Source organism: Mycobacterium stomatepiae, assembly GCF_010731715.1.
Taxonomy (GTDB): Bacteria; Actinomycetota; Actinomycetes; order Mycobacteriales; family Mycobacteriaceae; genus Mycobacterium; species Mycobacterium stomatepiae.
In genome coordinates this window covers 2,452,526-2,466,415 of the sequence record NZ_AP022587.1, presented here as the reverse complement: position 1 = coordinate 2,466,415, position 13,890 = coordinate 2,452,526, and the positions used below count along the sequence as shown (strand labels likewise).

Here is a 13,890-nt window from a genome sequence, read left to right as displayed (position 1 = left end):
TGGTTCCGACGCGCCTATCAGAGACCGCCGATCGACACAGCTCACACACCCGCCCCGCCGGAAGGGCTCACCTATCTTCTGGTGGGCGGCGCCGGGGGACTCGGACGGGCCCTAAGTGAACGGCTCGTGCGTGCAGGCGCCCGGGTGGGCTGGATCGGACGCCGACCTCTGGACGCTCGGCTAACTGCCGAACTGGGTCGACTGCGTACAGCTGGGGCCACGGTCGCCTACGAACAAGCCGACTTGCTGTGTGCCACCGAACTCGATCGGGCCGTGCGCCGCATTAGGCGAGAACTCGGCCCTATCAGTCGGGCTGTCCACACCGCGATGGTGCTGCGCAACGCACCGCTGCATGCCACCTCCGACGACGATCTGGCCGCCGTCCTGGGACCGAAAGTCGTTGGGATCCGCAACCTCACCGATGCCCTTGAACCTGAGCCTTTGGATCAGTTTCTGATCTTTTCGTCGGTCGCGAGCATTGTAGACTCGCCCGGACAAGCCAACTACGCCGCCGCCAGCCGTTACCTCGACGCCTGGGCACGCCTAGTTCGCGTCCGCCGCGGAGTACCCACGACCGTTGTAAATTGGGGTTACTGGGGATCGATTGGCGCTGTCGCTGGCTCTGGAACGGCTGATGCGATGGCCGCCAAAGGGATAGGGTCAATCGACGCAACCGAGGGTTTCGGCGCCCTCGAGCGGCTTCTATCAAGCAATATTCCCCAGGTCATCATCCTGCGCGCCGACCCAAACCGCTACCCGGACTTCGGGTTAGCCATTGTCGCCGACACCGACATTGCGGTGACTGACGCGTCAACCTTTGTGAGCTCGATCGCACCGCACCCACGAAGTCTCACAACCGCAGATCGGCAAGCCCCGAACGTCATTCGCAACCCCGATGGGAGCGACGGCATGAACACCGCAATGCCCTCCACCAGCGCAATCCCGGCCGACGCGGCACCGCTGAATGCTGCCCGAAATTTTGTGCGCAACACCGTTGCCAAGGTCCTAAAACTTCCCGCAGCCGCGGTCGAACTCGAGGAGCCGCTGCAGACCTACGGCGTGGATTCGATGATGGCCATGGAATTGCTACGCGCTCTGGAATCGCAGCTTGGGGAACTACCAACTACCTTGTTCTACGAGCACCTAACTGTTGGACAGGTGGCGGACTATCTTCGCACGGCCAAGCGGGAAGCATTCGCGCCAAGGCATTCCGTACCTGCCCCAGCGGCGCTGAACGACTCAACGCAAGTTGGAAAGACCCACAACCACATTGGTGAGATAGGTCAGCTTAAGCCGAATCTCAGTGCGATATCCCAACCCAACGAAAGTAGCCCCACCAACAGCACCAGCGTCGCGATCGTTGGTGTAAGCGGGCGATACCCTCAGGCGCCCGACCTGGACGCATTATGGGACAAACTCCGCGCAGGCCAATCCTGCCTGACACAGGTGCCGTCCGAACGCTGGGACTGGCGCCGCTACGCTGGCGCCCGCCAAGAACCCGACCGATCCTACAACCACTTCGGCGGTTTTCTGCAAGACGTCGATCACTTCGACGCCGGTTTTTTTAACATCCTTCCACGCGATGCCGCGCGCATAGATCCCCAAGAGCGACTGTTCTTGCAGACTTGCTGGGATCTGCTCGAGCGTGCTGGGCACAATGGTCGGCACACCCGCGAACGCAGCACCGGAGTGTTCGTTGGCGTGATGTACGGTTCTTACGGGCAGATGGCCGCCGCGCACGGCTGGCCGGACGGCAACTATGGACTCGGTCACAGCAGCTACTGGTCGATCGCCAACCGAGTGTCACAATTCTTCGACTTCACCGGCCCCAGCATGGCCATCGATACCGCGTGCTCTTCGTCGCTATCCGCAGTTCACTTGGCCTGCCAAGCGATTCGTTCCGGCTCATGCCGGCAGGCCATAGCTGGCGGCGTCAACCTCATCCTTCACCCCGCTCACCACATCGCTTTATCGGCGATGAACATGCTCAGCGATGGGCGGGCTTGCCACACTCTTGACGCCCGAGCGGACGGCTTTGTACCCGGGGAGGGCGTCGGCGCCGTCCTTCTGCGCCCACTGGCGGACGCAATTGCTGATGGTGACCAGATCCTGGCCGTCATACGCGGCAGCGAGATGAACGCCAGCGGACGTTCTCAGGGATACACGGTGCCGAACGCTCCAGCCCAGGCCGCTGTCATCACATCCGCTCTCAACCGAGCCGGGTTACGGGGAAGCGACCTCAGCTACATCGAGTTACATGGCACCGGGACAAAACTCGGTGACCCGATCGAGATCGCCGGGCTTCGCACTGCCATACAATTTGAGGTTAGCGAACTCGATGCCGCTCACCCGGTACATGTCGGTTCCATCAAAGCCAACCTCGGCCATCTCGAGGGAGCCGCCGGCATCGCAGGGCTGACCAGCGTCCTGCTGCAGCTAGGCCATGAAGAGCTTGTCCCACTCGCCGGTCTGTCAAACGTAAACCCCGACGTTGATCTAGGGGAACGGCTCAGGCCCAGCGGACAAGTCCAACCGTGGCCCGCCAATCCGCTCTGCCCGCGGATCGCTGGCGTCAGCTCATTCGGTGCCGGCGGTGCCAACACGCACCTTATCGTCGCAGAGGCGCCGAATCTGCAGCGGCTACGGCGATCATCGTCCGACGCGCCGCTGCTACTGCTATCCGCTCGCCACAACAGCGAACTGCGTGAATACGCACGTACCGTGGCGCGATGGCTGCGTGCCCAGCCGGCAGGGTCGGTCGACTTGCCGAGCGTGGAGTGGACAAGCCAAGTTGGCCGCCGTGCACTAGAAGTGCGCTTGGCTGTTAGTACTAACGGCGGCGTCGATGAGTTAGCCAAGGCCTTGGAGTTAGTCGCCGACGGCTGCGAGTCATCCGCAGTTTCCATCAGTGCAATTGACACCAAGGCGCCTATCGATCCCACACTTGCGCCACGGATCGCCCAGCTACTACTCGCCGACCGTGATCTGCCCGGCCTAGCGGCTGCCTGGACCAGCGGGATGGACATCGACTGGCGGGAATTGTGGAGCTCACCGCCGCCTCGTTGTGCCTTCCCGACGATCCCATTTCGAGGCCGAAGCTATTGGTTCACTAAGGAGTCTGGCCAGACCTCGCTGCCGAGTCCCGCGCACCGCGCAGCCCGGACACTGAGCGATCACCCCGCCGGCCACCCCGTTCAGGCAACTGACGCACCGTCGCCTAATAGGAGCCTCAGTCCGGAAGAAAAGGACCTTGAGTGGATGCGCGATCTGGCCGACGACCATCTCGTCGCCGGTAAGCCCATCGTGCCTGGGATGGCCCTTGTGGCGGCCCTGCTTGGACACGTTCCGAACGAAGAGATCTGTCTCAGCGACGTTCATTGGTACGCCCCGATACCAGCCGCTGACGCCATGGCTGCCGAGTTGGACTGCGACGGCCAGTTCCGCTGCGTGGCGATCGAAGGCACTGTGGTGGCAGATGCCCGAGTCGGTCCCAGCGTGACCTCGCCGACAGGCCACGCGATGATGCACCCGTCTGCCGTCGACGAGCCCGCCATATCGGCTGCCCAGTTCTATGACGACCTCGCGGCCTCGGGGCTTGCTGTCGGTGTTTCCTTGCGGACCATCACCCGAGTCCAGTTAGCCGCTACGAGAGCCATCGCCTGGCTACAGGTGCCAGCTCACCTTGACGGCCGCGCCGCGGTAGCGGCCCTACTGGATGGTGCTCTTCAAACGCTGACCGGGCTCATCGAGACCCCGTCGGTCCCGGCTGGCGTCAGCTACATGTGGCTGAGTCCCCTGCCGACCGAAGCCGTTGCGGTCGCCACTCGTTCGGCACAGGGGGAAAGCTACGAACTGACTCTTTATGACCACGAGGGTGCTGTCGTCGCCGAGATGCGCGGCATCACCATAAGGCCCACCGCCTCGCTGGTGTCGGCTCACCCCACGGTCCGCGGGCAGCTTGAATACCTCCGGGTCCAGACCGTAGCGGCCCCACCTGTGGCCAGCGCGGCGCCCGAGCGGGTCGTTCTTGATGGATCCGCTGTAGCAGCCGAACCGATAATCGCCGCGTTGCGAGCACACGGCCACACCGTTCACGACGACGGTTCCGCAGATACCGTCGTGCACATCCCAGCTCGCGCCGATGACGCAGACGTTGCGCAGACCCTGTCTGACGGTCTGAACCGGCTTCTGGCGTTGGTGAACAAAATCGATGCGCAACATACCAACCGACCTCGCCGCCTGATCGTTGCCCTTGGTACCGGATGTAGCAGCGTCCAACAACGCGCTGTCGATGCCGGATACCGCGCCGCAATCCGCACCGTCGTTGCGGAGCGACCAAGCCTTAGCGCCGTCACCATTGATGTCGCCGCGTTAGCACCCGCACAACGACCCAGCGCCATTGCCGAACATCTGCATGCGGATTCCTCGCTTACCGTCACGCCCGATGGGGCTTTCACCCACCAACTGGCGCCGTTTACTCCCGCGACCACCTCACCTCTACTGCGGCCTGGAGGCACGTACCTCATCACCGGCGGTTCTGGGGAGCTGGGGCGAATATTCGCCGGACGACTCCTGGACTTGGCGCCTGTCACGGTCATATTGGCTGGCCGTCGCGTACCCGGAGCGCAGCTAACAGCGTGGATGACCGGGCGCAGCAACGCCAACCGCCGCTTGGACTACATCCAACTAGACATCACCCAACCCGAAGCTGTTACACGCGCGCTCAAAACCATTGAAGAACAACACGGACCGTTGAACGGGGTCATCCACGCCGCAGGGTTGCGGCAGGATGCACGGCTGAGCGAACTCACTTACCACCACATCGATACAGTGGTACGGCCCAAAGTCGGCGGCCTTACGACGTTGTATGCAGCAATCACCAAGCCACTGGACTTCTTGATCCTTTGCTCTTCGCTGGCCACCCATACAGGTAACCCCGGTCAATTCGCATATGTTGCCGCCAACGCCTGTGCCGATGAACTTGCCACACGTCTCGGCGAGACGCTCTGCAAAAACACTGTGAGTGTCGCCTGGCCGCTGTGGGCCAACGGCGGGATGCGGGTCGATCCCGCCACCGAACGTCTCTTTGCCGAAACGTTCCGCATGCTGCCATTACCTAACGAAGCCGGCCTGGCCGCATTCGAATATGCATTGTCGGGGCACGACGCAGCCTTCGCCGTCGTTCAGCGCCCGCGGCTCGGTCACGACGACGCGCGCTCGAACTTTTCAGATCACCGGCCGACCGATCAAACCCCCGCCAGCGGACCCAGTGACCACGCGGTACCCGGCAATGCGCATGACCTGCTGGACGCGGTGCTGGACCAGCTTCGCGCCCTCGCCTCCGAATTCCTGCTTGTCGCACCGGAACAGGTCGACACCAATATCGAACTGCTTGACACTGGGTTCGATTCAATCTCGCTGACTGACCTGGCGAATCGACTCAACGCCCTGTACGGAACGACCTTGACACCGGCGACCTTTTTCTCATTCTCAACCCTAAACGCCATCGCCAGGTACCTGGTGACTGAAGAATATGCCGCGGTTTCGGCAGCGCAGACCATGCGGCCGACTACAGTCCAGCGCGCCACCGATACCCGGCAGCGAGCCGTCCTCCCGGACGACAAACCGCTACGAGCAGACGGGCCTGAACCGATAGCAATCTGTGGCATGGCCGGTAGGTTCGCCTCGGCTGCGAATCTAGATCAACTGTGGGGCGCTCTCACGGAATCACGATCGCTAGTGTCCAACCCCGATGATCGTCGGATGCAGCTGGCCGGGAGGTCCTTCGACCAGATTTGGCCGGCCGGATACCTGACCGATATTGAACGTTTCGACGCCGCCGCATTCGGCATTTCGCCCCGTGAAGCTGCGCTCATGGACCCACAACACCGCCTTCTTCTCGAGGTTGTCAGCGAGACACTACAAGACGCTGGGTACCCGCCACCGGCGTTGGCGGGACGCGCTATTGGGCTATTTGCTGGGGTGTCGACCAACGATTACGGCACACTGATAACCCGCGCCGGCGGCAGGGTCCCCCCGCATGCTGCCACTGGCGTAGCCCACGCAATCTTGGCGAACCGAATCTCTTACCAATTCGACTGGTGTGGACCTAGCGAAGTAATCGACACGGCCTGCTCAAGCTCGCTGGTAGCTTTGCACCGCGCTATCAGCGCTCTACGCCGCGGCGAATGTGAGGCCGCGATTGTGGGCGGTGTCAACGCCCTTTTGGATTCGGGACTATTTCAGGCTTTTGACGCCTCAGGAATGCTCAGTGCCGCCGGCAGATGCGCCAGCTTCGACGCCGCTGCCGACGGCTATGTCCGCGGCGAAGGGGTAGGCGCATTATTTGTTAAACCGCTGTCAGCAGCCCAAGCCGACAACGACGCCATCCACGCCGTGATCCTCGGCAGCGCGGTCGGGCACAATGGGCACAGTCCGTCCCTGACCGCGCCCAGGCCGCAATCGCAAGCTCAAGTCCTGCAAGCGGCGCTGGCCGACGCACACGTCGAACCAGGACAGGTTGGATACATCGAGGCTCACGGAACTGGCACGAAGCTCGGTGACCCCGTGGAAATCGAAGGCCTCAAGCAGGTTTTCGCCGAGGCGACAACGCCTGTGGCTGTCGGTTCGGTGAAAACAGTTGTCGGGCATATGGAGGCCGCGGCGGGTATGGCCGGGCTTATCCGTACGGCCCTAAGCCTTCGTAACGGCGTATTGACGCCGCTGGTTCATTTTACTGAAAAGAACCCGCTGATCGATTTGAGCAAAACCCCCCTGCGCCTGCTTACCGAAGCCCAACCATGGAATGAGCGACGGATCGCTGGGGTCAGTTCGTTCGGTTTCGGAGGCACTAACGCGCATGTGGTCCTTGCCGCCGCCCCGGACCGAGGACCCGCCGAGCGTAGCGTTGTCCCTGGCGCTGTCATAGTGCCGGTATCTGCGCCTAGCAGCGATCAGCTACGGCGATACTGCAGCGCTTTGGCGACCCGGATCCTCGCCGACCGCCTCACCGCTTGCGACGTCGCATTCACGCTCCGCACCGGCCGCGACGATCACCCGATACGCGCCTGCGTGCAGGCCAGCGATACCGCCGAACTCGCCGCTGGACTGCAAGCAATCGCTGATGGGATCAGCTGCCACATCTCCGACGTCCATGAACCTGGAGTATCTGAGCTGGTGGCCCGTTGGATCGCGGGGGAGAAGGTGACCTGGCCCAGGACCACCGGCCGCCGCGTGCACCTACCCCCAATACCCTTCGCTGGGCAGCGGCACTGGTTCACGTCAGCGATTGAAACGCAGATTGGCAACACCCAGCCTCTCGCTGCACCCCCGCTGTCAACGATTCGCCCCAACCTGCCTCCGCCGCGAGACAACTTGACGGACAAGAACCCGGGGGACACCGAACCGCATGCCCGGTCGCAGGTCGTGCTTAGCGCGGTGAACCAAAACCAACCCACATACAGGGCGGTCATGCGGCCAAACAATATGGCAGCGCCCGTTCGGACACAGTTGGCTCACACCGCGCCGGTAAAAGCCTGCGTCGATAATCCGTCTGTCCACATACGATCACATGTCACCGGCGTTGTCGTCGCCGCTACATCGAAGCTTCTCCTGCTGCCTGACGAGGCAATTGATCTCACTGCCGACTTCGCTCGACTCGGCTTGGACTCGATCTACCGTATGGATCTGGTCCGCGCATTAAATGCCGAACTCGGTACCGATATCAAAACCGCTGAGCTTTACGAGTTCAGCAATTTGCACGAGCTGATCACGGCACTGTGCCGTCCGAATCAATCCGTCAGTGCATCTTCGGCACCGGCACCGGCACCGGTGGCGCCCGAGCGGCCGGCAACCGAAACCCCATCGGCGTCGACACCTCCTCCACTACGCGAAGGCAACCGCGGCCACGATGAGAGCGCAAGCGTCACAGCGGCGAAATCACTTGTCGGCGAGGTGGTCACGCTTGTTTCACGCGTCACCAATCGCCCGGTGCAGCCCGGGCAGAGTTTTGAGGACGCGGGCCTTTCCTCGTTCGACATGCTGAGGGTAATAGCCGCTCTGGAATCGACCGTCGGATTCGTTCCCAAATCCATCATGTTCGACGAAAAAACACCTGAATTATTGGCGACATGGCTTGCCGCAGAACGAGGTGTCCACAGTCTGGTCAACGACCTAAAAAATCTGATCCCGGCAGTGCCAGCTGTCCAGACAGGACACACCGCCTACGGAACGGTGCTGCGTAAAAGTGACTTAGTTGGCGACCCGCAGATGGTCAAACTGGTGGCCGAGCTTGACCGGCAGCATGCCCGCGAAGGAGGCCTGCCTGGACGGGACATCGCGCCGCTGATCTTCTTGTCCAGCAGCCGCGATGGCTACTTGAATTTCACCGAGCGTGACGGACTGCTTTTGGCATGGAGCTGCGTATGCGCACAGGACCGGTTCCAGAATCTAATCGATGAGTGGGTAGCGTGGGCTCGCGATAACGGGATGCGGCCAAACCTATTCGCTATGCAGGCGGTAGAAACTGTTGCGGGCCAACCGTTCACTGCGACGCCTTTCGGAACGGTTCAAAGGCTCCCCGACATCTCCGAATTTTCCCTGTCTGGAACCGCGATGCAGCGACTACGCCACAAGATTTCACGATTCAAATCCACGCCCGCGGTGAAACTGACCGAATACACCCTCGGGAGTGACTCCGGCGTTGATGCCCGCGTTGTCGCGCTTATCGACGAATGGGCCGAGCGCAAGAGCATGGTCAATCCGTACGTCACGACGGTCCGTCGCGAGTTCCTTTGCGGCAAACTGGCCGAACGTCACCGACTGTTCCTGACGTCAGTAGCCTCCACCATAGTCGCGGCGATCGTCATCACGGCAATACCTTCAGAGAATGGGTACCTGCTCGATCTTGAGTTTGGAGCGCACGACATGCCCGGTGGCGCGATGGAGTATGCCATCGTAGAGATCATTAATATTTTGCGTGGCGAAGGCGTTCAAATGTTCAGTTTCGGAGCCACCCTGGGGGTGAAAATTGCCTCGTCGGCTAATCCGCACGTCGATGTCGAAACAGCTCTTGAACAAATGCGCAAGGCTAAGATCTTCGATGGCGAAGGTAACTTTCGGTTCAAGAATAAATTCCGTCCGCAAAACCTGCCGATCTTCTTGTGTCAGCCCGCCGAATCCTCCGCCGCGGATCTAGCCCCATTGGTATTGCTTATCGCTGATCCTAGCGTTACCGATCGGGCAGAACTGGCCGTCAACAGCCAGGCGTCGATCCCCTTGGCATCTACCGGAAGACGCGACCATTCCGACAAACTCGTTGTCGCGCAAGACAGCCCGCGCCGTGCCCAGTTACGACGCTGCGGGTTCAACACTTTGTCGATTGCCCCGCAAGAGGGCGCCGCGGAAATGACGACCGATTCATGGGCCGAACGCGACGACGCGCACATCTTCGCCCGCGCCCGTGACCTGGCTGATCTGGTCGAAGCCGCATGCCCTGAACTCGCCGCACAAACCACGCTGCCCTTCGGATTCGTTCATGCCGACACCTCCGGCCGGGCCGCCGAAGCGGCGCTGCTGCGCGGAATCCCGCGTGACCGCAGCATTTTTCAGGCGAACCTGTTCCCGTCATGGCTGTTCAATCTGGCCGATGTTGGGCTGCAAACCCATACCGTGCCTACCGTCGCAGCTACAACCGAACCTGACTTGTCTGCGCTTGCTGAAGCTGTCGACCGTGAAGGAAGCCGACTTGGGCTAATCGCCCTTGAGTTGGCGACTAATGCGTTCGGTGGCACGCCCCTGACCCTGGACGTCGTGCGCAGCGTGCGCGACATCGCCCGCAGTGCGGGGGTGCCTCTCGTCCTAGATGCCACGCGCGGCGGCGGAAATTCAGCGTTGTTGCTGGGCACGGATTCAGACACGCCGGACCAAGCCATGCACGATCTGTGGCGGCAGATGCTGGAGCTCGCCGACGCAGTCACCATTTCTTTGCCCAAGGAGTGGGGTGTGGGCTCAGGGGGTGTGGTCGCCACCGACCACGGCCCATTCGTCGATGCCCTGCGAGGGCACGTGGCCGACCGCGGCGAACCCGTATCACTGGCTGGCCGTCGCACGATCGCCGCCGCTCTTGCTGACCATTACTGGTGGGCGCAGGCTGTGCGTTCACGGGTCCGCCAGGTGGCGCAGCTGGCATCGGTGCTCCGCGGCTGCGGTGCCCCCCTTGCCGCGTGCGGCCCACATGCTGTGTTTCTCGACGTTGCAGCCGCTAGACGGAACTCCGACGAACGGGGTCCCACCCGACAAGAGACAATGGCAGGCTATCTAGCCTGGCTCTACGAACAGTGCGGTGTTCGGGCCGCTCCTCACCTGGCAAGTGGATTCGCGCCAGGCCAGGACTGGGTGCGTCTGGCTGTGCCGGTCGGGCTCGCCAACGCCGATATCGAAAGTGTCAGCACTGCTCTCGCTGGGGCGTTTCGCAACGCAAACCCACCCCGCCCGCTGCTGGCCGTACCCGGTCCAACGCCGGAATACCGCCTGCGTGAAGAAGTTCCCGACGACATCGCAGTCGACCTGTCGATTCGATCGACCAACATCACAACCGGCGACAACATCGCTGCCATTCACGATGAGTGCCCTCACGCCGTACGCCACCTCATCGAGCAAGACGCTACCTCTATCGAAGTTGTCGAGGCAGGAAGCGGACCGGTCATCGTTCTGCTTCACCCGTTCAACATCGGGTTAGGTTTCTTCGCCAAACAATTCGCACATCTCAGCACGGACTACCGGGTTATCGGCGTGCATGCCGCCGGCGTCGGCGCGAGCACCGGACCCGCAGACCTATCGTTCGAAGCCCTCGCCGACACAGTGGTCGAATCGGTCCGATCCCTTGGCGTCACAGGCCGATTCGTTATCGGCGGCGCGAGTTTCGGCGGTCTCACCGCACAAGCCCTGGCGGCGCGGCACCCGGACGACGTGAGCGGGCTGGTGCTGCTGGGATCGTCGCACAAAGTTGGAAACCGCCACGGCGAGATCAACCGCCTCGAAGACGTCTCGGCCGAGGATTTTGCCGCGATCGCAACCGCTGGCGGAGGAGCCGAGTCCGCCCACGAAGACGCGCGCCAGCAACTATTGCGCTGCGAATCGATGAACCCTCGGATCGGGCTTCGCTATCTCGACATGTTCGCTTCCCGCCCGGACCTACTAGAGAAATCGCGGACGCTACAGGTCCCGACGCTGATCATCCATGGTGAGCTTGACACTGTCATCGATATCGCCATCGGCAGACGGCTGGCCGAGGCGATTGCGGGCGCCCAATGGCAACCCATTCGTGGCGCCGGGCACTTCCCGAGCATTACCGCGGCTGCCGAAGTCAATACCCTAATCAGAGAGTTCATTAGAAAGTGTTCGACATGCTGAGCGGCGAACACGCGACGACCGCAATGGCTCCACCTGCACCGGACAAAGAGTGCTTGACCGATGCTGTGAGCATCGGCTCCAACGCAACCATCACGCGTACCGTCACCGTTCGGCCCAGTATGTGCGGAGCCAACGCCCTATTCCTAGCGCAAGTAGGGGACTGGACCTGGGAAACCGTCGCGTTATTGTGCGGCATCGACCCATTCAGGGCGCGAACCCGCACCGATGATCCGACTTACCTGTCCTTCTTCTACATAGATGCTCACGGTGACAACCAATTCCACCTTCAGACGCCCACTTTTGGCGACCGGCTCCACGTCGTATCACGATGCTTCGACTATGGCCCGGAGTCGGTCCTAACGATTCACCGCATTGCCACGACAGATGCAGGACTACCCGACACCCTCGAGGCGGCCGAACCTTTCCAGCGTCGCCGAGCCCGTTGCCTCTACATTCATAACTTCAACCGCTGGATTCGGCGCGAAGGTGACACCAACAATTCCCTCGAGCTCACCTCGCCGCGGGGCTTCAACCACACTGCGTTGCCCAAGCTGCCGACCGAATTCTCACCCCGGATTGCCTACGACACTGCTCGGCGCCTCGGTCGATTCTCCATCGACCAGTCAGTAGCCGCACCCACCGCCGATGATGTATGGGTCATCGACCGGGTCACTGACCCCGCTCGTGACATCAACGCCGTCGGACTGCTGTACTTCGCTTCCTACTCCGCATTAGTTGACAGCGCACTGGGCGATGTGTGGCGGGCACTCGGCCGCAGCAATCGATCCTTCCTTGGGCGCCGCTCCATCCGGACCAGGATCTGCCTCCTCGGCAATGTCGAATCTGGGATAGCGCTTCGCCTCACCGTCGTACGACATGTCGTAGCCGGCGGTGAACGGTTCGACATCGAGATGGTTACTGAAGAGGGCAGACGCATCGCAATCGCCGCAATCGAATACGCTGCGCTAGAACCGAACTCGACACCAAACGCCGGGATCGGCCGATGAACGCTCGTGCGGCAGTGCGCGGGGCAATCATCGAGATCTTGCCCTCTGTCACACCCGATGATATTGACGAAAGCCTGCACCTTAGGGACCTCGGAGCCGATTCAGTTGATCGGGTCGAAATCCTCCTCCAAGCTCTGCAGCGTTCCGGGGTCTCGGCGCAACTAGCCGAGTTCAACGACATCCCCAACATCGGAAGCCTCATCGCGTACCTCGATGCCAGGCATAAGGAGACCGCGCGATGAAGACCGTGGGAATTGAAGACCTGAATACCTATGCCGGGGTTAGCTATATTGATGTCGCCGACCTGTTCGAGGGCCGCGGACTGGATATTGCCCGAATGCAAAACCTTGGCCAGCATGAACGCTCAATCGGTTTGGGGTTCGAGGACCCCGTAACGAACGCGGTCAACGCCGCGCGCCCCATCGTGGAACGACTCGATCCCCAAGAACGAGCCCGGATCGAAATGGTCGTTACATCTACCGAATCGGGCGTCGACTACTCAAAGTCCGTGGCGTCTTATGTACACGACTACCTCAATCTGAGTCGCCGCTGTCGGTTCCTCGAGGTCAAACAAGCTTGTTACGGCGCAACCGGCGCGCTACAGCTAGCCATCGGCTACCTCGCTGCAGAACTATCCCCGGGCGCGAAAGTGCTCGTAATTGGCACTGACATTGCGCTGGTGGATGCCCGAGCCGAATACGCCGAACCATCCACAGGATTCGGTGCAACGGCAATACTTCTCGGCGGCGATCCCCTGATCCTGGGCGTCGATCTCGGTGCTTTCGGTACGTACAGCTACGAAACGCTCGATTCAGCCCGTCCGACCCCCCGAGCAGATATCGCCGATGTTGATCGCTCGCTTGCCGCCTACCTCGACTGTTTGACCAACACTGTCTCCGACTACTGCGAAAGGGTCCAGGCGGCCGACTTCACATCGTCATTTCATCAGCTCGCTATGCACACGCCGTTCGCTGGCATCGTGAAAGCAGCACACCGCAAGCTGATGCGTGAATCGGGATGGCTCAGCCAAGAAGACATCGACGCCGACTTCGATCGGCGGCTGTCTCCGTCATTGGTCTTCCCTCGTCGGGTCGGCAACCTTTGCTCGGCCTCGTTGTATCTGGCGCTGCAGAGCCTCATCGAAAACACTCATCTGACCGGTCCTTACCGCGTCGGACTCTACTCGTACGGTTCAGGCTGCTCGGCCGAGTTCTATAGCGGCATTGTCTCCGCTGGGGCTGCAGAGGCAATGACCGGATGGGGCCTGGCTCACCGCCTCAACCAACGAACACAGCTCAGCTTTGCTGACTACACGCAACTCCTGGACGATAACCTCGCGGTACTCGATCCAGTCGCAGACCGCGAAATTGACTGGGCCGCTTACGCGCAGTATGTCCCGTCCGACACCGGGCCACTACTGGCGCTGAAAAAAATCTCCGGATATCACCGGCGCTACGAATGGATCACCTAA

The 13,890-nt window shown here is 61.4% G+C and carries 4 protein-coding genes (1 of these 4 running past the window's edge); all 4 read left to right on the top strand.

Annotated features, from left to right (window positions below; translation table 11 throughout):
• Tightly spaced (each overlapping or abutting the next), the 4 genes in view from G6N54_RS11655 to G6N54_RS11640 form a layout consistent with a single transcriptional unit that may run on beyond the window.
• Positions 1-11,412, top strand: the 3' portion of a protein-coding gene (locus G6N54_RS11655; protein ID WP_163790295.1) for an SDR family NAD(P)-dependent oxidoreductase. The gene continues 8,964 nt to the left of window position 1, outside the view; only the last 11,412 of its 20,376 coding nucleotides appear in the window; its start codon lies off the left edge, out of view; the stop codon is at positions 11,410-11,412.
• Positions 11,406-12,419: an LnmK family bifunctional acyltransferase/decarboxylase gene (locus tag G6N54_RS11650; protein WP_232073765.1), complete on the top strand. Its 1,014-nt coding sequence runs from the start codon at positions 11,406-11,408 to the stop codon at positions 12,417-12,419. The genes G6N54_RS11655 and G6N54_RS11650 overlap by 7 nt, the downstream gene beginning before the upstream one ends.
• A complete protein-coding gene (locus G6N54_RS11645) occupies positions 12,416-12,661 on the top strand; it encodes a phosphopantetheine-binding protein (RefSeq protein ID WP_163790293.1) in 246 nt (81 codons plus the stop codon). Before G6N54_RS11650 ends, G6N54_RS11645 begins: the two co-directional genes overlap by 4 nt.
• Complete coding sequence (locus tag G6N54_RS11640; protein ID WP_163790292.1) at positions 12,658-13,890, top strand: hydroxymethylglutaryl-CoA synthase family protein; 1,233 nt, start codon at positions 12,658-12,660, stop codon at positions 13,888-13,890. The genes G6N54_RS11645 and G6N54_RS11640 overlap by 4 nt, the downstream gene beginning before the upstream one ends.

What these genes read in the sequence shown, in the direction of transcription:
- G6N54_RS11650 (WP_232073765.1), top strand. Translation starts at nt 11,406, where the DNA reads ATGCTGAGCGGCGAACACGCGACGACCGCAATGGCTCCACCTGCACCG.
- G6N54_RS11645 (WP_163790293.1), top strand. Translation starts at nt 12,416, where the DNA reads ATGAACGCTCGTGCGGCAGTGCGCGGGGCAATCATCGAGATCTTGCCC.
- G6N54_RS11640 (WP_163790292.1), top strand. Translation starts at nt 12,658, where the DNA reads ATGAAGACCGTGGGAATTGAAGACCTGAATACCTATGCCGGGGTTAGC.